The sequence below is a fragment of the Sporosarcina sp. P26b genome (genome assembly GCF_002743245.1).
Lineage (GTDB): Bacteria > Bacillota > Bacilli > Bacillales_A > Planococcaceae > Sporosarcina > Sporosarcina ureae_C.
Genome location: NZ_PDYW01000009.1, coordinates 27,356 through 52,507 on the forward strand (window position 1 = coordinate 27,356; position 25,152 = coordinate 52,507).

Annotated in this window: 16 protein-coding genes; all 16 read right to left on the reverse strand. The window is 38.2% G+C overall.

Going from position 1 to position 25,152, the window contains the following annotated elements:
• Positions 1-293: 293 nt before the first annotated feature.
• Entirely contained in the window at positions 294-3,554 is a 3,261-nt protein-coding gene (locus tag CSV69_RS10180; protein ID WP_099693345.1) for a hypothetical protein, read from the reverse strand.
• A 370-nt stretch (positions 3,555-3,924) separates the two neighbouring features.
• Positions 3,925-5,904 (reverse strand): hypothetical protein, encoded by a 1,980-nt coding sequence (locus CSV69_RS10185; RefSeq protein WP_099693346.1) that lies wholly within the window; start codon positions 5,902-5,904, stop codon positions 3,925-3,927.
• A 1,216-nt stretch (positions 5,905-7,120) separates the two neighbouring features.
• Positions 7,121-7,696, reverse strand: coding sequence for a hypothetical protein (locus CSV69_RS10190; RefSeq protein WP_099693347.1), 576 nt, complete (start codon positions 7,694-7,696; stop codon positions 7,121-7,123).
• Positions 7,697-7,728: 32 nt separating this feature from the next.
• Positions 7,729-8,604, reverse strand: coding sequence for a tyrosine-type recombinase/integrase (locus tag CSV69_RS10195; RefSeq protein WP_158232649.1), 876 nt, complete (start codon positions 8,602-8,604; stop codon positions 7,729-7,731).
• A 92-nt stretch (positions 8,605-8,696) separates the two neighbouring features.
• Positions 8,697-10,535, reverse strand: a complete 1,839-nt coding sequence (locus CSV69_RS10200; RefSeq protein WP_099693349.1) for a DUF927 domain-containing protein — start codon at positions 10,533-10,535, stop codon at positions 8,697-8,699.
• A gap of 92 nt (positions 10,536-10,627) precedes the next feature.
• Positions 10,628-10,957 (reverse strand): hypothetical protein, encoded by a 330-nt coding sequence (locus tag CSV69_RS10205; protein ID WP_099693350.1) that lies wholly within the window; start codon positions 10,955-10,957, stop codon positions 10,628-10,630.
• A gap of 156 nt (positions 10,958-11,113) precedes the next feature.
• Positions 11,114-12,361 carry a hypothetical protein gene (locus tag CSV69_RS10210; RefSeq protein ID WP_099693351.1) on the reverse strand — a complete coding sequence of 416 codons (1,248 nt, stop codon included), beginning with the start codon at positions 12,359-12,361 and terminating at the stop codon, positions 11,114-11,116.
• 95 nt (positions 12,362-12,456) lie between these two features.
• The gene (locus CSV69_RS10215; RefSeq protein ID WP_099693352.1) at positions 12,457-12,885 is read right to left on the reverse strand and encodes a ribbon-helix-helix domain-containing protein; all 429 of its coding nucleotides are present in this window, start codon (positions 12,883-12,885) and stop codon (positions 12,457-12,459) included.
• Between the two features lie 506 nt (positions 12,886-13,391).
• Positions 13,392-13,694 carry a DUF960 family protein gene (locus CSV69_RS10220; RefSeq protein WP_158232650.1) on the reverse strand — a complete coding sequence of 101 codons (303 nt, stop codon included), beginning with the start codon at positions 13,692-13,694 and terminating at the stop codon, positions 13,392-13,394.
• Between the two features lie 35 nt (positions 13,695-13,729).
• Positions 13,730-14,605, reverse strand: coding sequence for a tyrosine-type recombinase/integrase (locus CSV69_RS10225; protein ID WP_099693354.1), 876 nt, complete (start codon positions 14,603-14,605; stop codon positions 13,730-13,732).
• A 311-nt stretch (positions 14,606-14,916) separates the two neighbouring features.
• A complete protein-coding gene (locus CSV69_RS10230) occupies positions 14,917-15,237 on the reverse strand; it encodes a hypothetical protein (RefSeq protein ID WP_099693355.1) in 321 nt (106 codons plus the stop codon).
• Positions 15,237-15,707, reverse strand: a complete 471-nt coding sequence (locus CSV69_RS10235) for a JAB domain-containing protein (RefSeq protein ID WP_369823952.1) — start codon at positions 15,705-15,707, stop codon at positions 15,237-15,239. The genes CSV69_RS10230 and CSV69_RS10235 overlap by 1 nt, the downstream gene beginning before the upstream one ends.
• A gap of 635 nt (positions 15,708-16,342) precedes the next feature.
• Positions 16,343-18,652 carry a hypothetical protein gene (locus tag CSV69_RS10240; RefSeq protein ID WP_099693357.1) on the reverse strand — a complete coding sequence of 770 codons (2,310 nt, stop codon included), beginning with the start codon at positions 18,650-18,652 and terminating at the stop codon, positions 16,343-16,345.
• A 96-nt stretch (positions 18,653-18,748) separates the two neighbouring features.
• Positions 18,749-22,051 carry an S-layer homology domain-containing protein gene (locus CSV69_RS10245; RefSeq protein ID WP_099693358.1) on the reverse strand — a complete coding sequence of 1,101 codons (3,303 nt, stop codon included), beginning with the start codon at positions 22,049-22,051 and terminating at the stop codon, positions 18,749-18,751.
• 580 nt (positions 22,052-22,631) lie between these two features.
• Positions 22,632-23,342, reverse strand: a complete 711-nt coding sequence (locus CSV69_RS10250) for a WecB/TagA/CpsF family glycosyltransferase (protein ID WP_099693359.1) — start codon at positions 23,340-23,342, stop codon at positions 22,632-22,634.
• Positions 23,339-24,631 carry a nucleotide sugar dehydrogenase gene (locus CSV69_RS10255; protein ID WP_099693360.1) on the reverse strand — a complete coding sequence of 431 codons (1,293 nt, stop codon included), beginning with the start codon at positions 24,629-24,631 and terminating at the stop codon, positions 23,339-23,341. Before CSV69_RS10255 ends, CSV69_RS10250 begins: the two co-directional genes overlap by 4 nt.
• Positions 24,632-25,152: the final 521 nt, after the last annotated feature.

Genomic DNA, 25,152 nt, shown 5'->3' on the forward strand with positions numbered 1-25,152 from the left:
GAGTGCTGATGAGCTTAGTGATACTCATCTGCTACTTCTCAAAATAACTAAATAAATAATAAACCAATGAAGTAAAATCTACAAAAACTTCATTGGTTATTAATGTAAAAGATATATTCCAGTATATCACTACGCAAATATATGAACTTTAGACATATTGCAAAGCTAGATATTGATTAATTTCATAACATATCTATTAGCAAAAATTAAGTGGGATGTATACAGCGCCATACCCTCTTCACACCGACCACTAAACTGTATAATATAATAATGCAAATTTTTATATTGATTTTTTAATTACTATCATTTTGGTTATCATGGTTCTCTAATAATCCAATACCACTCATAGACCAAGAGCCGTCCTTCTTATTAAACGAGACATCAACTTCTTGATGATTTATTAATAATTTTAATGCAAATGATTCTAATTCATTATTAGGTAATTCTTTGTCAAACTTCACTACCAATTGATTACTATTATCTGTAGTACCTGTGATAGTCGCATGGCCTCCTTCAAAAGTCAAAGGAACATCCTTTAGTGTAGTAATACCTTTATTGAATGTCACAATAATATCTTCACTCGATTGCTCCAAATCAAACATTGTAATTTCAGTAGCAATCGTTATTTTAATAGTCTTTTGTGCAGAATGCCCATCTTTTGTAATAACAATTATATACTGGTCTGCATCGTCACCGACCTCTTTAACTACAAGCTCCGCGCTACTATCATTGATTATAGATTGCAGTTCAGCTGTCATTGTTTCTAAGCTATTCGTTGTCCCATAAGGAAGTATATAATGATCTTCAATTTTCCCCAACAGTTCCTCTGCACTTCCAGTTTTCTTTACAGATTTTGTGATTTGTACTTTATGCTCTACTTTTTCCTTATCCACTTCAGCAATAACAGTGATTTCTGTTGGAACCATCTGATTAGAAACCTTCAAAAGACCAGAATTAGCATTTATTTCTATTCCTTCTATTGATTCCTTCAAAGAAAACTTACCAATCTGCTCCATAACAGGCTGTCGATATCCTCTATCATTTAATCGCATTGAAATATCACTAGTTACAGGATCATTAAATTGATCATAATAAAGTGTATTGAATTGATATTCACGAACACCATATTCGGGAATGAATACCTCATTTACTCCCCTAATCATCGCCCCTGACTTGATTGAATTCGTCAAATGTACTTTATCAAACAATACAGCCGTTGGGAAAGACTTGTCACCTAAATCCCACGTTTGAAGTTTAAGGGTAATCGTTTTTCCTTTATATTCAGATACATCATAAGTTAAAGTCTTCCAACCCGTCATATATGTTGTACTATCACCACTAGGTAATACTATATCTACGCGTTGACGATCATCGTCATAATCTTGTCCCCAATCCGATGAGTTTATGGACTCATAGCTAATGACTTTTTCATCAACATCCACTGTTGATGATAACCAAGGTGCGTTATAAATCCCATTGTAATTACCTTCTAATTCACTATCAAATTCGCCTTCTTTCGGTTCTTTAACAGTTCCTTCAACGATTGTCGCTTTAAAGGTATCGTCATATTGTGAACCTATGTAGACCATGGGTTCATTAGAAACTACATTATAATCAAACTTAAGTGAATTCATTTCTTCTGGTACGTAAAATGTTTGATATACCCAACTCTGTCGACCATCTAAGGCGGTCTCATCGACGCCAGAAGATATAATGCCCATTCGCTGACCTTCCGTCGGCTTAATAGTCTCGTATCTCTCATTTAAGTTCACGCCTAAATGTGTGATAGAATCAAAATGTCCACCACTAATCCAACCGTCTTTTCCCTCTAGATTTCCATTAACAAGCGAAGCAGTTTTAGCATAGCTTAGCGATTTATTTCCTGTAATCTTTACTGACTGCCCCAAACTTTCTAGTAAAGTCTTTCCTTTTAATAGAGAGCCAAAGCTATTCAACATATTTCCAGTTTCAATAGACTCCTTAGAACCAATATATGATTGTGCGCCTTTCTTGATAAATTGATTGGCTAACGTTGCGTTCGAGTGACTATACGCACTATTCGCGTATACAAGAGATTGCGGTAATTTTTCTTTCCCACCATAATACTTTACAAACGCAGGTGTAATTGCATAATAACCATCTACCGTAACTAGGCGACCCGTTTTAATATCTGCATTATATTTCAGTGTCTGCTCCATAGTTACTGGTTCACCAGTCAATATCACGACTTGCTCTTCAATATTTTTAAATAGATCACTTAAATATGGGAGTTCTGTTGTAAAGTCTCCTTTAAATAGTGCTGCACCTGCTGTATCAAATACAATCGTGCCGTAATTGAACATACTTTTAAATTCTTCTACTGTCGCATTCTTATAATGATTTACTGTAAACGGAATACTACTACCCTGCAGCATGCTTGCTAACGTTGCTCCGTCACTTCCACTAGAACCGTGCCCAGTTAAAATAATGACTCGTTGATTACCAACTGTTGAAGATGCATCTGTATTCGCTAACATATTCTTCTCAATATCAGTTACATTCATCTCCAATGCCCTGTGAGAGATTACTGTGACCGGAGCAGAATCAGTTACAGTTACTGCACCAAGTGCTCCAGATTTCAACGCAAACCAGACACCTGCTTCAGATACTCCTGCTTTTGAAACATCTGCCGATTCATTTAAAGTATTTACTACATCAGCTTTCACATTCTCAATTGTTTTACCTTCGTCTTTTAATTTCTCGATTTCTTCCTGAAGATTAGTCGTTTTCTCAGTAATCTGCTGTGCTTGCTTTTCTGTAAATGGAATTACTACCATGATTTCAATTGGCTTACTAACTACTTTCCATTTTCCATCCACTTCGATTCCAACAGCAAACGTTTGGATACCTTCTTGATTTCCATTTAATAACACACGCGCACTGTAAATTCCGTCGCCATGTAGTAAGTCTGCATTTTCTTGGTTCCCATTATCTCTTAAATTAATATGACCATCATTATTATAGGGAACGAATGTATTTCCAATCTTTTTTAATAAAGTTAATTCTGAGGCTTCTTTTCCCGTATACAACACGCGGAAATCAACTGACTTTTCAATACCCATACTTAAAGAATCAACATTTGTAGTCAACTCTTCTAAACTATCGTCAACGACGGGCGGTGTAGGCGGAACGATTACTGGTGGAGTGGGAGGAGACGTTACTGGCGGTTTAATCTCAACACCATTAGGAACAAATACTACATCGAGTTCTTCTTGTACTTCTTCAACTGTTTTTACAGCTTGCAACAAAATATCATCCGTTTCTGATTCTATAATATTAGTAACTTGAAGTGCATTTCCAGTACCATCCAGGTAATAAAACGCTGAGTTTTGTAAGATATTTAGTTTTTTGGATAAACTCATGTGTATAAATGAATTTACTTCAATAAATCCCCCCTCTTTTGTATCATAAAATCCAGAAGGTACTTTTACTTCTTCAGCAGCTAAACTCATAACAGGTGTTATAGCTGATAGTGATAACGCAGCAATCATTGATATTTTCATTTTATTTTTCAAAATCTTCACTCCTTATTTATTGTAGGATGAACCATTCAAACAGTGAAATTGGATCTTTAGTAATAGTACCATATATTCATTTGCAATGAAATATCATAATAACAATTTATTAATATAGAATTCTTTGCCAAGATCTATACGTCTGTATAGGTCTGAAATATTTATTAAAAAAATTCATATGCACGTATCACCATTCTTTTTGACTTGTTTCTGGATAATTCAAGTATAAAAAAAATTGGTGATCACGTGCATTTTTTTGTTCAAATGTTTGAGTACCCCAACATTTATTATAGAACCAATATTATAGAACCAAAGAAAAGCCCTCTAACCGATTTTTCGATTAGAGGGCTCTTGATAATTATTATGTTAATTATGGTTTGGCAACTGTTACAGGAGCAAAGCTCTCAAGCTCATTACCTACCAAATCTTTTACAACAAAGTTTGCAGAAGTCTTAGTTGGTTCAACAGTAATTGTTTGAGCCAATTGTTCAGGAGTAAGTGCTGCACCTAAAGTAATTGTAACTTTCTTAGCATTGCTGCCGTCAACAACTGCACCTGCTGCATTTTGAGCAACTGTAGCAGTTCCAGCTTTCACTAGGAATGCATCCTTGTTAACACTCGTAACTGCTTCGGAGAATGTAAGTGTGATTTCGTTATTAGCTGTAATCTCAGCTTTCTCAACTGTTGGGCGAACGTTTTCATCAAGTGAAGGTGTCACTTGTGTTACCGGGTTCATAACTTTTGAAGAACCAATAAGCTTAACGTTCTTTACTGTAGCGTTACGCACACCAGTAAATGTGTTAGAGTTCTTCTTAAGTTTCAATGTAACGACTTGGCTACCACCAGCTTCAGCTGCTACTGTAGCAGATTCAATAACTGCTCCATCGATAGAGTAGTTCGCTACGTTAGATGCAGAAGCAGCGTCAAGTGCTCTTGTTGCCGATAAGTTACTGAATGTTACTGTAACCGCATCATTGCTTGCGCCTTGTGCAAATACGATGTCTGCAACCTTAAGCACTTCTGTGTTAGGAGCCACACCATCTTTATTGCGTGTAAATGTAACTTCAGCTTTTGCCATATCTACGTCTGCTTGGCTACCAATACCGTTAGTATTAGCTGTCTTATTTTCGATAGTTAGGTTATATAAAGCACCTTCTACATTAAGAGCTGCATTAGACAAAGGAATTTGCACTACTTTTTTGTTCGTGTTGTTAGCATATTTAGCTACAACGTTAACATTTACTGGAATTGTAACGTAATCTTTTACTTGAGTTCCTTTGACAGTAACATTTTTATCGCCAATCAATTCGACATCTTTGTCAAATGTTAATTCGATAACTTGGTTGTTATTGCTGTCTGTTACAATTTTAGACGTTGCTTTTGGAGCCGCTTCGTCCGCAACAAATGTTACAAGCTTCGTTAGGTTAGCTGCAGTAGCTGTGCCATCAGCGTTTGTTGCTTTTCCCGACTTCACTGTAACTGTCTGTAAACCATTTAAGTTAGTATCAACAGTTACCTTGTATTCATCGTTAGTTCCAGCAACTTTATCAAATCCTGTGACCGCTGCGCCTGTAACTTCAACTTCAGTTTTGTCTGCTGTAAATGCAGCTATAGTCGTAGGTTTGTCGAATTTGATGTTGAAAGTTTTTGCACCTGTTTGTGTAACAGAAGCCAATTTAGGAGCAACTGTATCCGTTGCTTTCTTAACTACTGTAACTTTAGAAGGCTGTGGGCTGATAAGGTTGTCAGCAGTATCTTTCACACCGTTAAGTGTCACTACGATATCTTTATCAGCTGTAATTCCAGCTTGAAGTTCTAAAGTAATTTCATCTCTTGCAGCTGCTTTAGCAACAGTAGCCACATTAATATTCGCTCCGCCAACTTGGATATCTGCAATAGCAATAGCTGATGAATCTGCATATTGAGCAGAAAGAGCACCAGCTGCAAAGTATACTGGTTCAGAGAACTTGACTTTTACCTGGTTGGCTGATACTCGTTCAGTTCCAATGACCTTTGGTGCTGTAGTATCTTTTGCGAAGGTAACTGTTTCATTATAGTTAACTTTTATAGCTGAGTTTGCAGCAGATTCGATTTTATCAGTACCAAGCGTAAGCTGATAACGTTTTTCTAAAGCTTTGTCAGCTGTCAATACTACAGTTTTTTCATCATCTTGTAAAACAGCGGTACTAACATTTGTAACTCCTTGTCCATCTAAAGATGTAAGAGTGTAGTTACCTTGTTTATTTGCTTCAGTTGCATCAACTTTTTGGCTAAATTTAACTTCTACTTGAGTGGCGTTAATCGCACAAAGCCAACCAAGAATCTGTAAGGAAAAGGATAGTCGAAACACTATGTCCCTCAAGGGGTGGGACAAGGTCAATCCTAGGACAATGGTTGTTCGATAGATACCCAAGAGGTAATGTTGCAGTAGACAGGGAAACACTACGAAGACAAAAAAAGAAGTCCAACAGAAGCGGCAACATCTTTTAGCGATCCCTAGGAAAAAACCCCCAACTCTTTTTCTGAAAAACCAGCCGAAAACCGAGATTTCGAATGTCCCCATCCCATGTCCACCAAGAGATTGTGACAAAAACCCCAAAACCCCTACATTTTTCTGTAGAGAGACACACCTATAAATCGTCTGAAGTGTACAAGTACATCATGTTAACAAACCTGGAACTGCGATCCCTGCTGATGTTGATTGAACTTATGTGTGTATATCTAAACACGTTTGTAATCTTTTTGTCTCCATAATCTTCTAAGTATGAATTCATCAATATAATTCAGATACCAGATTGAATAATAAATACCTAGCTCGTTAGGAATAGTCCACTGAATCAATTTAGTAAAACCAAACGAATATAATTGCTAGAACCATCATCTATCATAATTTGTACCTAGAGCTCAAAAAAACATTCCTCTTGAAAAAATGAAGTATGAATTATATTTACACTCTTCTATTGAATAATGACAATAGGCAAACTTTTTTGAAGGATAGTACCATCTAATCTTCACGTCAGAATAAATCGAAGAGCCAAGTAAAATGATGAAAACCAATTAGTAAAGGGTAGACACATATATAATAACTGAGTAGTGGCGGGGGATACATTGTGGATAGAAAACATCATTAATGAATCACAGAAATCATGTCACATACAATCATTATTCACTTCAATTGTATGTACTACTAGCAATCACTAATCAGATAGCATGCATTCAAAATCTAAGATTTTAATAAGTATAAAGAAGATAGGAAGTCTAACAGTTCCTCTTAACTATTCACTTGTAGAAACATTAGTACTGGTAACAGTATATATTCCTACTAGGAACTCTACAGCTGTATCCACTGATTGGTTTATCTTCCTGTACCATTCTACAATTCACAAGAGCAATCTCTTCAAAAAAATGGAGGGGTTTCGGGGTTTTCCTCACAACCCCTTGAGCCCCATGGTTTTCCGGTGTTGACGGTCTAGAGTTTCCAGTAATTAAAGTGTATCGGAAAAGGGGTTTTCAAAAATCGAGTTGTTTTGGGCTGATAAAAAAGAAGTGGCAACAAGACCACTTCTTTAATGGATTTTCAACGTTTGTGCAACTTCTTTTTCGTATCCGTATTTCCTGAAAAAGTCAATGAGTGCAACCTCAAACAAGTCCCGTTGGCTTATGTTCTTCTCCTCAGCAAACTCTGTCACCATGTTGGAAAGGGTATGGATCATCTGTACAGTTTTCGTTTTTGCAATCCCTTCAATGGTGTACCGTGGGATGCTGTTACCCTTGCCGTATGGTATCAACAACTCTGTGAGACGTTTTTCATTATGCTTTAGCATTTCAAGAAGCGGCAAGTAAAGTTCAAGTGAAGGCTCTTGCACATGATGATTCTCTACTGAAGGAGATGAATGTTCCATCGCTCCATCTGTTTCCTCTATAGATGTGATCATTTGTGCATCTTTTTCGTAGTTATTTAACTTTGTATTCCATTTATATCCCTTACTTTTCATGTACTGTCCTAATTCGCTCATGTCGGTAAAACCAAATCGCTGACAGATGGCTAATTCATCACGACTAGTCCCTTTTGTTAATTCAGTTAAAACCATATGGACACGTTCGTCTTCTTCAGGCGAGACTACATTAATTTCTTTTTTCATTTTATTTACCCCCTCCTTACATGATGTACCAATTAAAGATCGAGACTATCTACTGCAGATTGCAATACTTCATCAGCAATGTGGACATAAACAGATGTAACAGTGCGAAAATCGGCATGTCCTAGCAAAGCAGCTACAGTTGGCAGGGCTGTATCATTCTTTACTAATTCAGAGGCAAAGCTATGTCTTAACACATGGCAAGTTACATGTTTCGTCCATTTCAGTTTTTCCACGGTTTCTTTTAGCAAACGGTTAATGTACACTGCGGAAATAGCTCCTGTCTTTGTTGTAGCAAAGAAAAACTCACTATCCTTTACAAATTTTCTTGAGCCATTTTTATATTTCAGTAGATGTGGCTTCAAATTTTTCGCTAATGGTACTGTACGTGGTTTGCTTCCTTTACCATTTCGTACGTGGATTCTTTCTGCTTTAAAATCAATGTCTTCTGGCGTTAAAGCAAGGCATTCACTAATTCGCAACCCTGTGTATGCTAATGTACGAACAACTAAATTATCTAATTTATGATCGAGCGCAGCAAGAAGTTCTTCAATTTCTTCTGCCGTTAAATAGTCCCGCCTTTTCTGGTTATTTTTAATGGACTTTATATATTGTGTTGGATTATTTTCAATTAATCCGCTTCGCATACCATACTGAAACAAGTTGCGTAACCCATTTAATGCTACATTGATACTGGCGGGTTTATAATTTGCTTCTGTTGCAAGTTCGTGTAAGTACTTTTGAATGTCCGCTTCCTTCACTTGTTCAATAAATACGGGACCATTGTTAATTTTCTGAATCCAATTAGCAAATCGTTTGCAACTCTTTAGGTAGCTATCAATAGTCGCTTCACTTTTTCCTTCTTGCACCAAATTTTGTTCAAGTTTGTCTAAACTATTTAATAACATCATTTCTTTTTCCTCCTTCATTTAGGTTCAAAGTTATAATATATATTTGTAGGATTCGTTGATCCAGCTGCAACTGAACCAACGAATGGAGTGCTTTATTTTTCAAGATTCATTTTTATCATTTTTTGAATATCAGGTCGTGAATTTGGTGTTTTCAATGGTGTTCTTTTCTTTTTTTCTATCTCAGGTGAATCTGTATTTACAGCATCTAGTAAATCCAAAGGCATTTTCAAAACGTACACGGTTTTCTTGCTTGCTATGCTTTGATTTTCGTTTTTGTCTGGAAGCTTACGTTCGCGTGTATTTTTACCAGTTTCATGATCGAGAATGCCTTCCTTTTTCAGACCTTTTAGAACCACTTGTTTACTGGAGAATTTACCTTCTTCTAGCCAATCGTCAAAAACATTTCTTATTATGGCAACCTCCAGGTAATCCTCCTTCTTCTTAATGGAGCCACAACATTTCACACCAGTAAAATTTGAGCCATCTTTGTTGAAACTAGCTTGGTCGGTAATGACTTTTTGCTGAATGTAATCGAGTGCCCTCGTTTCTAATGAACGGGTTGTCATGTTCTCTTGGTCCACCTCAAGGATGAATTCTTGTAATTTATCTATCGAAACTTCGAAATCAAAACATTCATTCATAATATGTGCTGTAAATACAATCACAGCATACTTATCGGCTAATCGTTCTGAGAAACCGTCTTTATTCTCCATTGCGTCTACTAGATTCGCTTTTACTTCATCAAATGCTTCTAACCAAAGATTTTCTTCAAAGTTGTCGATGACGTGCTGAACAAACTTTTGACCTGCATGTCCGTAGTTGTTCCCGAGTTCGTTCTTGATTATTTCAGCATGGGTGGCTGAGTCGGTCCACTCAATGTTTCCAAACTCTGGGACACGTACCTGAAGTCCTGAGTTTTGGTTAGACTTTTCGGTGAGACGATGTTCGCCTGTAGACAAGTAAGCTCCAGACCATTTTTGTTGTTCTCGTACTTCTATCTCAGCATTCAATCGATTTTTGTCCCGTCCCTCTGCTAATTGATAAATGATGGATGTGAAGTCGGCATTGGTCTTCGTACTCGATTCATCCAGTACCATGGGAACCCCATGATTAGAAGCAATGATTTTCATTAAAGCGTTAAAGGTCGCGTTCCAATTTTTAAGTAAACCATCAGCATCTGGTTTTCCAAAGCCACTTACTGCAAGTCGGGAAGCAGTGGTCTTTCCTGTGGAGCTATCTCCGTAAATGTGTACCAGGAGTACATCCATTGGACGGTATTTCGCAAGCAAAGCGTTAATTACAGCGCTAAATCCGTAAACTAGCGCGAATTCTAGCGGCGTTTTCCCGAGAACCTGTTCAATGATTACTTTCTGCCAGGCTTCAAAGCTCCCAGTAGGTTGAATTGCCAAACCTCCATTATATGTGGAAGAAAACTCTTCTGGACTCCCATTGGCTGCTATGCTCTGATCATGGTAGTATACCAGTGAATCACCAGACTGTTTCCAGCCTAATGATGAGTGCTTGTAAAAGGTTTTTTTAATTTCTTTACTCTGTTTTTCAAGGAAGCCCACTATGTTTTTGTAGTTAGTCATTTTAATATCCGCACCTTTTTCAGTTAGTTGCAAAATATTTTTTTCAATAAAGATGGCACGACTTACAACTACTCGGTGGTACTGTTCACGTGCATAAAAAATAACTTCAAACGTAGTCGAACCTGTCTCAAGACTGTGTATGACACAATCAATCCACACTAGCTGACTGATTGTATGCTTTACATCCTTACCTGTTTCTGGGTCTATGTCTTCGTAAAATAGCCTAGTTCCTTCTATACGGTACTTACCTAATTTGAACGTTTTATTTATACTAGGTAACGTCTTTGCATCTTCACGATTGATTAATTCGTAGTTCTGAATTTCCTTCATTCTCATCATACAATTCTCTCCTTAAGCAACAGTGATGGCTGCAACAACACCGTTACAATTTTCCAGTCGTCATTCATGTTTTGTACACTTGAAACACCAAATCAAAGCGTATAAAAATTATATTCATATTCAGCCACTCCATGTAGTTCTTGTAATTCACCTTCAAAGTAACTCATGAAATTAACGATATCTTGTGTTTCTGAAATTATCCAAGGTGATGATAAAATAATGTGTATAGCATAAGACTTTACTCTTACTTCTCGGACTCCGCACACGTGTGTAAACTTGTCCTTGCAAAATTCAGATAAAGTGTTCAGTTCTGACTCATTATAATTTGATTCCACAATTAGTCGATGAATCTCAACTTGATAATCCGCTGCGAAATCTTCTAACATATATACAGCATTTTCGTAAGCTTCACTCTTTTTCATTTGGCATTCATCCTTTTCCTTTGTGATTTTCTTTTTTTAAAAATATAATCAAGGTTTGTTACTAACTACATTTAAGCACAACTCGCTTATTTTCCATTTGCGTTTTTTTGCCCTGTTTTTCAAAAAAAAATACTTAACCCCCTAAAAGGTTAAGTATTACTTGTGATATCGTGGTATTTCAACTCCCAATATCCCGAGCTCATTTATAAGTTGTAATTCCGCTATGCTCTCATTAAGATTTGGGGTTGAATTTATATAGTTAAGCTTTTCTTCTTTCAATATACCTTCTTTTCCATCAAATGATTGTACCTCTTCCAAATTTTGCGTTCTTAGAAGCTTCAATTTATTAAATGTATTAACTGTAAAATCGGGCTCATTACCTTTTGGTGTAAAATCATTCAGATAATTAAATTCAGTCACCTCATGAAAAAAAGCATCTTCATCATCTTCCTTTACTATAGCCCTAACGAAACTAAAGAAATCAGCTATTTCACTCTGTTGTTTAAGATTTTTTCTATTATAATTATTCTTTAACTCAGGAGAGTTAACGTAATATCCTTTCTCCTCCATCTTATCTACATAGTAATCCCTTTGGGTGTCATACATTAGCCGTAAATAATCATAGGATGCATCCATAATAACTCGCGTTAACATCATGAATTGACATAGAAAATGAAAAGCTTCTTCATAATCATTTGGATTAAAACTGTCCATCTCCAAGTACTCCTTCATAATTCGAAGGCTAGGGATTTTCAATAAAATATCAAGTGTCCGTGCATGTTCAATTTTTGGTGTCTTTGCTTCTTTATTGTACTCATCCAATACTTTACAAAAGTGCTTTGTAAAGTGAAAATTAACGGCTTTTTGTGCCATGTATAAATGCAATCCTACTTCTAACTCATCCTTATGGGTTTCAAATTCATTCTCGATTTTTTCCCTTAGGAACTCATCATAAAAAGTAAAATCATTATACTTGATAGCTTTGTAGTTTTTTCTTGATATTTGACCTATAATCTTTTTTAGCCTTGTCTGCTTCTCCAGCTGTTCACCTTCAATTTCATTACCAATAAAAAGTAGTAATTCATGCCAAAAATTATGTATCTGGACCTCCCATTTTTCAGAGTTTGGAGTCAAATTCTTCCGTTCTTCTTGCATTTTTTTAGTTTTGTCATTAAGGGAATAAAAAAGCCTTCTAACCTTTAAATATTCTGGATCTGCAATTCTCGGTTCCTTTCTAATATATTCGGACAAACTTGCCTGTCCGTTTTCTTTATATCGAACCCCTAAAGCCACTAGGTGAAAAATAATGTAGTTTTCTATGGAATCTTGATATTCTTTTAACAATGGAAATCTATGAATCTCATTCTGTACTTTATTCTTTACCCACTTTCTGTGTTTCCCCAATTCTAACCATCCTCCTACTGTAAATAACTTTAATTAGTTCATTAATAAATAGCGCCTGTAACCCCATACTCTCATTTGAAAGTATGGGGGATAATTTATGTCGTCAAATAAGCGGCGAGTGCTTTATGAATTACTTCAGTCATTGGTACATTGTACTCTTTTTTAATTTTACGAAGTTGCTCCAGTTGGTCATTGTCAATGTAAGTTGTCACACGTGTATTGGCATCTTCAAATCGGTTACGTTTACCAATGCCTAGTTTCTTCTCAAGTTTACTATTCCCTTCGCTAACCACTTTACTATCCGGACGAACTTTCTTTGGTCTTACAACTTTGCGCTTAGGCTGTTCTTGCTGAACTACTTGAGGTGGATTAGCTTCATCCGTGGCAGTCTTTTTCTCAAGCGCTGCCATTCTAGAACGTTCAGCCATTTCTCCACTTTTCTCTCTCAATCTTTGGTTCAGTTCATTTGGCTGCGTAACTTTTTTCGTTGTAATGGTTGGTATTGTTGGATTATTATCTGGCATTCGTATCGTCTCCTCGTTTAAATGTTGTAGATGTAAATGGCAACATCTTCATCTATATATTTGTTTACGAAGACTTTTAGGTTTACCAGGATGTCTACTAAAACGTATACCCACAACTTCTTTTCATGAATAATCAGTGCATTAATAATCCTATTGTACCAGTTCTTAAATCATTCTGGATTCTTTTTCTATGTAAATTCAACACGACTCCATTCGTAGGCAAAAAAAAGAAAGCCCTAATGAAAACAGGCTTCCTTTTACTTCTTTAGTTGTCTGACAGAACTTCTTCAACGATTGCTGATGCAGCCGCAATGACAGTAACAAGCACTACTTTTTCCCACATGATTTTTCACCTCCTTTCAAATTTGTTAGGTTGTCCAGAAACTTTCGACCCTAGGAAGCTAGATTTTAGCCGTACAGCCTGTTTCTTCTCCTGCCTTGGTATTTGCTTTCACCTCCGACAAAAAGCGGCACAGCGAGAATTTCCTTGTGGAAGTTGTTTCTTTTTAGTAATCATTTGGAAACAAGATAATCGTCCCATCTTCTCCTTGGTCCATCATCCAAACCGTTCGTTCAATCGGCTCCTGCTTCTGTAATGGTACTTTCATGATCGTTTCTCTTTCAGGTTGTTCTTGTGACTGAATGACGAATTGATGACCATCTTCTATATAAAAGTTGAAAACTTGAAGATAATCTGTCATCACCTCCTGTTGATTCCAAAAGTATTGGTAAATGAATAGCTGATGTTCTCCTGGTAATTCTTCAGCTATGGCTCTGGTTACGTAAATTGGTTTGTCTACTGAAAACATAATGCTCATTCCTTTCTTGATTCACTGAACCTACTTTATAAAAGATCCAGGGCATCTTGTTTATCTTTACGGGAAGTTTGAATGTACATCTTGGATGTCATGTCTACGGAATGGTGTCCGAGTATTTTACTGACGGTAACGATTGGCACGCCTCTTCTTAAAAGTAGGGTGGCGCAAGTTCGTCGAAAAAGATGCGGATGCAACTTTAAATCTACGTCTTTGGAAAGATGTTCTAGGAAGTCTCGGACTGCGTCTCTGTGCATTTTTTTACTTCGTTGCGACAATAGAAGATAGGGACTCTCATTAAATTTAGATGCCTGTCTTTCACCATCTTGATATTCTTTAATTAACGCCATTAAATCATTCCTAATGCCAATCTCTCGTACCTTGCCACCTTTGCCCCGAACCAGTAGCGTATGATGGATGAAATCAATGTCCGGCAGCTTAATAGATACTACTTCGGATACCCTGACAGCGGTATACAGTAATAAATGAACGATTAAACGATTTCTTATGCTTACCTTTTCAATGTCTTCTACATAAGCCAGAACACGCTCTACTTCTGCATCGGTTAACGCTTCCACGACTTGTTCACTTCCACTTGCAATTGACACACGATCTTTTCTCACTTGAATGTAGTTGCCATCCACAATTCCTTTCATTTGGAGATAGTCATTGTATACTTTCAAGTTGTTGACCTTTTTATTAATCGTAGACACCTTGTAATTTCTATCTAGCAAATGCTGCTTGTAACGGACAAAGGAATAGCGACTTAACGGTGTTTCTTCATCCACTGCCTCTTCAAGTAAGTACTTCTGAAATTGTTTCACATCATTGTGGTAGGATTCGATGGTTTTAAGACTCTTTCCATCTTCAAACAACCATTGGCTAAAGCTTTCTAAGTAGTTCATGCCTAATTCCTCCTCAAATTAAAAAGGACCATGAATGCCTAGTTCCGCATCCATAGCCCTATGATCGTTTAGTATTCTATCTGTCAGTTTAGGCGTCACAAGAATTGTCGTTCTAATTTTCCAGCACATGAGTAAGTCACCTCTTTCCCTTTCATTCATCCACTCACGACAGTATTTAGATAATGTCATGAGTGGATGTCTACGAAAATGAATACAAGTCTATCTACGGCAATGTTTACGTCTACATCAACACACTAGACAAAGAACTGTCGTCAGTTTTCAATCGAATTGATTTAGTATTGTCGGGAGTTTCATTGGGGAAGGGGAAGTACATTTCGATAAACAAGATGCCCATTTTTCGTGATCACCTGTAACCACCACTCTGGGGAATTTGGATAGAAAGCGATTCCTCCAACCCATTCGTTTTCCTCTTCATCATTTGTTACCATAATTTCATAGAGTAGAGAAGTAGGCTGATTGTCTAGGAGTCCGTCGGGTACATAGAAATCCTCCACTTCATCTAGTCCTAGTTCAACTGCCTCTGTGGCGATTAGATCAACAGTTACTTCCACTTCACACTTTTGTTGCAACGTGTCAATGAACCATTCCACTTCTCTCGTTAGCTCATCCATTAGAAATATCCCTTGTCCTTTAAAGATACAAAGCTATCACTGCCGATCACGATATGGTCCAACAATTCGATGCCCATAATACTCCCTGCTTCCACTAATCTTTTAGTTACATCAATGTCTTCTGGACTTGGTTCAGGCTGCCCGCTGGGATGATTGTGAAGTACAATTATCGAAGCCGCATTAGACAGTATTGCGGACTTCATTATCTCCCTTGGATGAACTAAGCTGGCATTCAAACTACCAATGTGACAAACATTCATCGCTGTCGGTTGGTTCTTCACATCCAAACACATGACGACAAAATACTCCCTGTCTAATTCACCAAGGAACTGCTTGAACAAGTTGTAGCCATCTTCTGGGCTTCGAATTGCTCGATCCTTGTACAACAGACTTGCTTCCTTCACCAATCGCAACGACACAATGTCCACCCGTTTCGCAGGTACACGCTTCTTTTCATCTTCCTTCACCATCAACAATTCTAACTGCTCAACATTCGATTCATACATCTTCATCCTAAATCCCTCCAATTAAAATAAGCCCTAACTCCGCAATGGGAATTAGGGCTTGATGATTGTATTCAAGATTATAATATATGCTTGAAAAGGGAGTAGCTACAGAAACAACCCTTCAACCGATTTTTCTCGATCGAAGGGCTGTATTCTTTGGTGTGTTACTCAGTTGTCAGAATAGTTTCCGAGTTGTATGAGTGACTGGCACCCGATACTTGAAAAGATCTCTTTTTTACAGTAATATTCATTGCAATAACGGCAAGTGCCAGCACAGAAAAGCCCTTCGACCGATTTCTCGATTGAAGGGCTGTATTCTTTGGTGTGTTACTCAGTTGTCAGAGTAGTGTCTGATTCGTGTGAGTGACTGTCACCGGATGTTAATAATAAATTAAAGAAAAGATCCTCAATTAAGAGGATCTTTTTCTGTTTGTACCAAGTCAAAACAGGATTTACTCACTTTTGGAATGAAATATATCCACTCGGTTGTACAAGTAAAAGAAAAGCCATCTAAACGATTACTCGATTAGATGGCTTTCTTATTCATCCACAGTTCAGTTTGACTGAATTGTATAATGAAAATGTTTCTATAGTCAAAATTACTTAGTAACAACGATTGACTTGAAATCTAAAACGTTACCAGATGCATCTTTAACATCTGCACCAGATGCAGGTTTAACTGTAATAGTTTTAGCAAGGTCTGCATCTGTCAATGCAGTAGTTAGAGTAATAACAGTCTTGTTAGTAGTTGTTGTTTCAGCAACTGAAGAAACACCTGTTTCCGCTGTAGTTGAATCTCCAATGAATACATCAAAGTTAGCTACACCTGTCAATACAACGTTTTCAGAGAATGTTAGTTCAATTGTCTTAGTTGTAGTAACTTTTGCAGCAGTAACTGTTGGTTTAACGTTTTCTGTCAAAGTTACAGAACTATTAAACGTATCCATTGCCACACCTGATTTTGATTTAACGCCTGAAACAGTAATTGCACGTGCTCCAGATTGCTCGTTCTTACCAAGTGTTAATGTCACAATTTGCTTACCTCCTGAAAGTGGAGATAAAACAGCTTTTTCAATTGTTACACCAGCGATATTATAGTTCGCAACATTAATTGCTGACGCACCATCAAGCTCACGGTCAAAAGTAACAGCTACTGTTTCTTTACCAGTCAAAGCAGAAGTTGTATCTACTTTTGGTTTTGTAGAATCAGCTTTGTCATTGCTTGTGAACTCAACTTTAATTGCATCAGAAACATTACCTGCTGCATCTTTTGCATTCACATCAAATGTATATTTAGTTCCGTCTAACAATGCACCAGAGTCGAATTGAATATCTGCCAACTTAACTTTTACACCCTTTTCATCAGTAGTTAAAGCTAATGATGAACCAAATGTAACTGACTTGCCAGATACAGTAACAAAGTCTTTGAAAGATGTTGCAGATAATGCAACAGGAACCACTGCAGATGTAGCAGTTGCATCTAATTTTTCATCGAATTCTACTACTAACCATTGGTCTGTACCTTCTTGGACGACTTTAGTTGCTACATGCTTAGGTGCAACTGTATCTTTTTTAATCGTCACAATAGAAGCGTAGTCAGCAGCCAATTCCTCACCAGAAAGGTCAGTAATATTTGTTTTAACGATTTTAACGTCTGCTGCTGCAGATGTTACACCTGATTCAAGTGCAGAACCACTTAGTGTAACGATATATTTCTTTTTATCTGTATTGTCTTGCTCAATTTTAGTAGCTGTTACTGCAGCAATTGTCCCAGATGCACCTGATAAAGTGAAGTCAGCTGCATTTGCTGTATTGAATCCTTGTACTTCTTCAGAGAAGTTAACTTCAATTTGAGTTGGGCTAATAGCTTTTGTTGAAGTTACTGTCGGTGCAACACCATCTTTAGCACCAATCTGGAAGTTGAATGTAGAAGGATTTGGATTAATTAGGTTATTCGAATAGTCCATTGCACCTAATACTGTTGCCGTAATAGTTTTACCTGCATATTTAGTAGCTGAAGCTACAACATTAACCGTCTTATCATCTACTACTGTAACAGTTACGTCAGCAGAAGGTACAACTGTGCCATCTGCTAATTTGAATGAGTAACTCAAACCAGCACCTGGAGTAGTTCCAGTACCGAGGTTTTTAATTGCTTCAGAATATGTTACTTTAGTAGTTGAGGCATTAACTTTCTCTACTGAAGCTAATGATGGTGCAGTTGTATCTTTACCAAGATTAACAATTTCATCAAACTTTGGTAGTTTTTCTGATTTAGTTGTTTCAACATTTTCTACTAGAACTTGGTAACGTCCTTCGAAAATTTCTGAAGCATCTGCAGTAATTGTTAAAGTTTTTCCATCTTCACTTAATTCAGCTGCTGCATTAGCACCTGTGAATCCTTGTGCTGGAGTTTCTAATGATTTTAATTTAACATTAGTATCATTTAACTTCTTAGATGTAATAACAGTTGCTTCTTTAACTGGTTGTGTGAACTTAACCTCAACAGTCTTAGCGTTAATCGCCTTTACTGATTCAACTTTCAATTCCGCAGTTTGTCCAGGCACAACAGTACCTTCCGGAGTTAAACTAACATTCTTATCAGCTTCAAGTTCAGTTTCAGGGAATAGTGCAGCAACTAGTGCAGCATCAGTTTTAGAGTCAATAATTTTTGTTGCTTGAACTACTTTACCTTGTCCATCTGCATAATAAACATTAGAGTTTTTAAGTAAATTTACCTTCTCAGTGTTAGATAGCAAAACGAAAGCATCAGCTGATACTACAGTACCAGTGTCCACGTTATAAAATCCTGGAGCTGCATGGTTTGTTTCTGCACCGATTGCCATTGCTGGTGTTAGAGCAGATACTGCCAATGCTGCGACTAGAGAAACTTTAGTTGCTTTTTTCATTAATATACCTCCAAATTTTGTATTACTAATCTTTAAACTACAAACCTATTGTAAGACAATAGGTTTGTAGTCCGTATTATAAATTTTAGTTACTTATTAGTTATTTACGCGAGTGATTGTCGTAGGAGCAATTGTGCGTTCTACTGCATCAACAGTGTAAGTAGCAGAAACTTTTTTGTATACGCCGACTTCAAGAAGATCGTTGTAAGCAAATTTACCAGTAGCATCTACATCAACAGTTTCAGAGATTTTCGACTCGTCAACATTTGGTGTAGCAGGATTGTCTTTACCATCAGTGAAGTTTAGTACTACTTTAGATACTTTACCAATATCTTCAGTTGCAACTGTTCCTTCAATGTTGAATGTTCCTAGACCAAGACCAGTAGCGATTGAGTTACCAGTTAATTCAGTCTTAGTGAATTTGAACCCTTGTGGAAGTGCAGCTTCAAGTTTTGCAATCTGTGCTTCAGCAGCTTCTAGAGCGTTTACTGTAGCAGGAGTTACTAGACCTTTTTGAGCTATAGTCAACGCAGCGTATGCAGCACGTGCAGCTTCTACGTTAGCTTTGTCAGCGATTTTCAGATCTGCAACAGCTGGAAGTGCAACAACTTTAGTAGTTACAGCATCAGCAGCAGCTTTGTCAGCAGCAGATGTTGTAGCTGTATCAGCTGGACCAGTTTTAGTAGTATCTTGTTCGATGATATAGAAAGAAGTTGTGCTTCCTTTTACTTCACGAGTGATAGTAACTTTACCTTTTTTCAACTCTTTGATGAAGTCATCAGCAGTTGCGATTGGTGTGTTACCAAGACCTTTATATTCGTAAGTTACATCTTTTTCACCAGCATATTTAACTGCATCTTTTCCGCTGAAAGTAAGTTCTTTCTTATCAGAGTTGAAAGATACTACTTCACCAGTGTATAGATCAGAAACTGCACTTGTAGCCGTGAATGAAGCAGTAGCTTCTTTCGCAGTGAATGCATAGTCTTTACCATCTGTATCGATAGCAGTTCCAGTAGCAACTACGCGTACTGAAGTGTTTTTATCCATAGTTGGTGTTACTTTAAGGTCTGTGTTACCAGTCCAAGCGTTTCCAACCAATGTTTTTTCCTTAGTAACAGTATAGCTACGGTTAGGAGAAACGATTTGGCCTTCAACAATTACATCGTTAGCGCCTGTATTGAATACAGTGTAAGATGCTTTTTTGATAGAAGTGTTTGCAACTTCTTTATTTGATTGGTTAACTAGCTCTGCTTTAAACGTTGCAGTCTCGCTACCTTTGAATGTTTTTGTTTCTTTACCAGCAGCGTTGTAAACTTTTAGTGCAGCGCCATCTAGGTAAGCTGCTTGGAAGTAAGAAATTTGTCCAACTACGTTTGGCTCGCCTTGATCGAAGTTACCTTCTACTGCGTTTGGAGTGTTTACATCGATCCAAGCAAGTGGTGTTGCATAGTCATTCACCTTATCAGAACCGATAACGAATGTTGCTTGACCTTTGCTGTCTGTTTTAACAGATACTTGCTTAGCTTTGCTTCCAGTGAAGTACTGTTGAGTGCCATCGCTGTTTACTTCTACGAATTTAGCTTCAGTAGTAGTAGAGATCACACGGTCAAGGTCTTCATTGAATGCAACGTTAACGATTTCGTTAACTGCAATGTTGCCGTCTTTGTTTTTAACAGTCAACGTGTATTTGCGGCCGTTAGCTGCACCAGTTGCTGCAACTTCGCCGTTTTCACGAACTAGTTCAAGAGTATATTCTGCTTGGTTAGCTGAGAATGTTACTTTTGAAGCAGTAGCTTGAAGATCAGATGCATCGTAAGTGTAGTCTTTAGTAGTTGCAGTATTGTAAGCAGCAAATACTACAGGAGTTACTGATGTATTTTTACCAGAAACTGTGAATGTAGCTTCACCTTTTGAATCAGTAGTGATTTGTGCAGCTCTTGTAACTGTACCGTTTGATAATTGAGCAACATCTACTCCGTTAACTGTAGCGTCTTTCAATTGATCAGGTGTTACTTCAATATTCTCTTTGAAAGATACATTCAATGTTTGGTTAGCTACTGGCTTACCAGTTGTAGCATCTTTAGAAACTACTTTGTAAGTTTTGTTAGCGCCATTGCTGATTGTAGATCCAGCAGTTACGTCTTCAACTGCAAGGATTGTGTCAACGCCCCAGAATACATAACCGATGCTGCGTACTGTTGGAGCACCTGTTGGGTAAGCTGTTACTTGATCTTGGCCCGCAGAGTATTGAGTGTAAGAGAATGTTGCAATTCCGTTTTCGTTAGTCATTACTTCGAAGACTTGGTCTTTGTTAGTAGTGCCAGTTGTGTTAGCTTTCACGTTGAAAGTAACAGGGATTCCAGCTTTTTTCACGCCAGTGTCAGCAGAAAGGATAACCTGTTGTCCAGTTTTACCTTGTACTGATTGGTTAGTGATTTTGATAGAAGTTGGAACTGTAGCTTCGATACCAGTGAATGAACCAATTGCTTTGCCATCCAACTGAACTGTGTACTTTTCTCCACCCTTTTGAGTAGCAGTTGTCAATACAACAGTTTTGTTATCAGTTTGCTTAACTGCTGCGTTAGAAACAGTCAAACCATCGATAGAGAATTTCAAAGAGTCGATGTTTTTCACTTCATCTTTGAATGTTACTTCAACTGTAGTAGCATTAATGCCTTTAACAGTTGCAACTCCAGGTACTACAACTCCGCCACCGACTTTATCAAAGTCTACTAGAGTAGTCTTGTAAAGGAATGAAGCGAACTGTCCACGAGTTGTTGTGTTTTTAGGGTTGAATTCTGGTGCAGCTGGGTTTGTGATGTCGAAGAAGTCTAGAACGTCGATTGCAGGACGAGCTTCAGCTTTCGCTTTGCCTAGGTCTGTAACGTCTTTCTTGAAATCTTGGTCTTTCACGTAAGAAGCAAGATCGATATCATGTACGCGGTCGAATGCACGTACAAGAACGATTGCCATGTTTTCACGAGTGATGTCACCGTTCGGGTCTAATTTACCATCTGGAGTACCGACGAATACACCGTTGTCGAATACTAGTGCAGACATTTTTAGAAGCTCATCGTTAGATGTAGTCTTCAAGTCAGCAAAGCGTGGCTTTGTTTTGTAATCAGTAGGTACGTCATACCCTTCTGCGATCAACCATTTACCCATCAACTTTACAACGTCAGAACGTGTAAGTGTTTTGTTAGGTTGGAATGTGCCGTCTGGGTATCCTGAGATTACCTTTGCATCAGAAAGAGCGTCGATCGCTGCTTTGTGTGAGTTGTTGTCTTTTACATCTGTGAATTCTGCCGCGAATGCTACTGGTGCTACTGCTGATGCTACTAGTGCAGCTGAAGCAGCCCCTACTACAAACTTGCGGTATTTCGTTGGTTGGTTAGCCATTAAATAATTTCCTCCTCGTAATATCTCTTGTTTTTGCCAGTTACTACCTATGTATGAAAGTAGTAGGCATTACACATTAAAGTATAGATAAGAATGTGCTAAAAGTCAATTGAATCTTGGAATATATACTAGTCTAATAGCACGGTGCGACAATTTATTTTTGTCCCATCTACTATTGTATCGAAAGTTTTATAAAATACAAGTTATTTCCATAGCATTTCAAAAATAGAGTATCTTGGGCATGCAAGATATTTTTGCCAAACAAAAAGGCTTGAACAGATGGGAACTGTTCAAGCCTTTTTGTTTGCGGTCAACCAACCGTAACGCTTTGCACGTATTGTGCTATATGCTAAAGAGAAAATTATCCTTACAACTTCGTATTCTATCATTAAGTTAACTAGATTACAAGATAGTAACTTAATAGTATAAAATTTCTTGATTTACTTTTGTTAGTTGGTTGTTTTAGAAGATGTCAGTAGATTTCGCTTAGGAATAGTAGAGAAGTAGAATGTAGGAGTTAGGTAGTGGTTTGGAATTGAAGCTCAAGTTGGGGAACGCTAATCCCCAACCCACTTCATAATTACTTCTTCCGATAAACTTCTACTAGAAATTTCGGTAGATTCATTTGTCTTTTGATTCTGCTAGGTTCTAGTAATAGTCTATACAACCACTCTGCTCCAGCTTTTTGGAACGCGGCGGGTGCTCTTTTGATGTTGCCTGCCAATACGTCGAACGATCCGCCAACTCCTTGGAACAAGATTGGATGCAACTGGTTGCGATGTTCTTCGATCCATTGCTCTTGTTTAGGTGAGCCCATCGCGACGAATAGGATATCAGGCTGCGCTTGGTTGATTGTATCGAGTACAACTTGTACATCTTTTTCATAACCGTGTTGAACACCAGCGATTTTGATATTCGGATGCATTACTTGTAATCTAGCTGCAGCTTCTTCCGCCACTCCAGGTTTTGCACCGTAGAGGAAAATGCGTTTTCCTCTGACGGCGGCTTCTTGTACGACCCGGTCCATCATGTCGATTCCTGTAACACGTGAACGAATCTGACCTTTTTTTAACTTAGAAGCAAGTATTACACCAATACCATCAGGAATTTGGAATTCCGCTCGGTTAAGCAATGCTTTAAGCTCAGGGTCTTCTTTTGCTTTCATTAGCTTTTCAGGATTGATTGCGACTATAAGTGATTTCTTTCCTTCATCGATATTCTCGAAGACTTTCGGAATCAGTTCGTCGTAATTTTCCGTATTGACCGAGACGCCTAGTATTTCTTCTTTCATTTGTATAGCTGCCCCTCTTTTTTGCCATCTCCGAGTTTGAAGAAGCGATATTCTGCTTTTTCCCATTTATCTGCATCGAGTGCATTTTTCGTATCCAACATAATCGGTCTTGGTTGTTTTGTCTGCAAAATAGCTGGATCGAGTTGCTTGAATTGGTCATGGTCTGTAGTTAATAGAAGGAGATCAGCCGAACCGATCGCTTCTTCAAGCGTCGCAACTTGCGTCGAATGCTGTAATTCTTTGATGTGCGGATCGAATGATACGACATCTAAGCCTAGCTCTTGCAGTGAATCGATTACTTTCGTTGACGGACTTTCGCGCATGTCGTCGACGTTGCCTTTGAACGCTAAGCCTAGAACCGCCACTTTACCGCTTTCGACATTGTATTCTTTTAGTAAACGCTGTGCTCGCTGTGCTGTGTACATCGGCATGCCGTCGTTTGTATTACGTGCTTTTTTGATAATATCCGCTTTTTCCGGTGCCAGTTCGACTAAGAACCATGGATCGACTGCTATACAGTGACCGCCAACCCCTGGACCTGGTGTATGGATATTGACACGTGGGTGGAAGTTCGCGAACTTAATCGCTTCCCAAATATCTACGTCGATACCTTCTGCGATTTTAGCAAGTTCATTCGCAAATGCGATATTGACGTCGCGGTATGTGTTTTCCATTACTTTCACAAGTTCAGCTGTCGTTGCGTCTGTCAGGTGGATGGTCCCTTTGACGAATGCTTCGTAAAGATCTTTTGTCATTTCTGCTGATTTCGCATTGATGCCACCGACGATGCGGTCGTTGTTTACTAGTTCTTCGAAGATCTTACCTGGTATTACGCGCTCAGGTGAGTGGGAGACGAATAGTTCTTCTCCGATGATGAGATCTGTTTTACGTAATTCAGGCAGCATAATGTTTTCGACAGTCTTTGGTGGGACTGTTGATTCCAAGATAACTAATGCGCCTTTTTTGACGAAAGGTACAATCGATGCAGTTGCCGCACGGATGAATTCCAAGTTCGCCGTGTTATCGGGATTGATTGGTGACGGCACCGCGATGATGTAGACATCTGCTTCTATTGGTGTAGTAGATGCTTTGAAGTGTCCTGCGTCTACGGCTTGTTCCAGACGCTCTTGCAGGCCGTTTTCTTCTATATGTAGTTGTTTGTTGTTGATCAGGTTGACGACGCGTTCGTTACGGTCGACGCCGTGTACTTGCAAGCCGCTGTTCGCGAACATAACGGCAGTTGGAAGGCCGATATAGCCTAGGCCTACTACGCATAATTTCTTTTCCATAGTGTATGATACCTTCGCTTTCTTAATTTAGGTTGTGGTTAGATACTTTGGAGAAGGGTTGAGACCTGCACTACAGGCGGACGCTTTCCTGCGGGCATGGCTTGAGCCAAGCGAACAGCGAAGTGTTTGCTTTGCCGTATTTCTGTGTACTTTACAGAAATTAAGGCATCTGTCCAGGGGTCTCAAGACTCATGCTTATCCCGCGGGAGTCGCCGCCTTTCGTTCCGGTCTTACCTATAGTGTGGTAACAAGTAAGTAACCACATTCTCTTTGTGTTGGAAATTTAAGTTCAAGAACACAAGACCCAACACATTTGAATTCAAAGAGAAAGGATGAATCTCTTCATCCTTTGCCTTAATAGATACATTTAGTAATAATGAGTACTTTTAGCTTTGGCACTTCCGCTCAAAATCCAAAAGAATACCCAGTGGATCGTAAGCGGAAGGCGGGGACTCCCGATGGATCAGCGAAAGCCTTGAGACCCTGGACGGAGCGAAGCGTAGGAAGCGGCTCAAGCCGAG

Bases quoted from the DNA above. Each gene is read 5' to 3' on its own strand.
- CSV69_RS10255 (WP_099693360.1), bottom strand. From the start codon at position 24,631: ATGGAAAAGAAATTATGCGTAGTAGGCCTAGGCTATATCGGCCTTCCA.
- CSV69_RS10200 (WP_099693349.1), bottom strand. From the start codon at position 10,535: ATGATGAGAATGAAGGAAATTCAGAACTACGAATTAATCAATCGTGAA.
- CSV69_RS10230 (WP_099693355.1), bottom strand. From the start codon at position 15,237: ATGGATGAGCTAACGAGAGAAGTGGAATGGTTCATTGACACGTTGCAA.
- CSV69_RS10240 (WP_099693357.1), bottom strand. From the start codon at position 18,652: ATGAAAAAAGCAACTAAAGTTTCTCTAGTCGCAGCATTGGCAGTATCT.
- CSV69_RS10245 (WP_099693358.1), bottom strand. From the start codon at position 22,051: ATGGCTAACCAACCAACGAAATACCGCAAGTTTGTAGTAGGGGCTGCT.
- CSV69_RS10190 (WP_099693347.1), bottom strand. From the start codon at position 7,696: ATGAAAAAAGAAATTAATGTAGTCTCGCCTGAAGAAGACGAACGTGTC.
- CSV69_RS10220 (WP_158232650.1), bottom strand. From the start codon at position 13,694: ATGTTTTCAGTAGACAAACCAATTTACGTAACCAGAGCCATAGCTGAA.
- CSV69_RS10250 (WP_099693359.1), bottom strand. From the start codon at position 23,342: ATGAAAGAAGAAATACTAGGCGTCTCGGTCAATACGGAAAATTACGAC.
- CSV69_RS10215 (WP_099693352.1), bottom strand. From the start codon at position 12,885: ATGCCAGATAATAATCCAACAATACCAACCATTACAACGAAAAAAGTT.
- CSV69_RS10205 (WP_099693350.1), bottom strand. From the start codon at position 10,957: ATGAAAAAGAGTGAAGCTTACGAAAATGCTGTATATATGTTAGAAGAT.
- CSV69_RS10225 (WP_099693354.1), bottom strand. From the start codon at position 14,605: ATGAACTACTTAGAAAGCTTTAGCCAATGGTTGTTTGAAGATGGAAAG.
- CSV69_RS10195 (WP_158232649.1), bottom strand. From the start codon at position 8,604: ATGATGTTATTAAATAGTTTAGACAAACTTGAACAAAATTTGGTGCAA.
- CSV69_RS10235 (WP_369823952.1), bottom strand. From the start codon at position 15,707: ATGGTGAAGGAAGATGAAAAGAAGCGTGTACCTGCGAAACGGGTGGAC.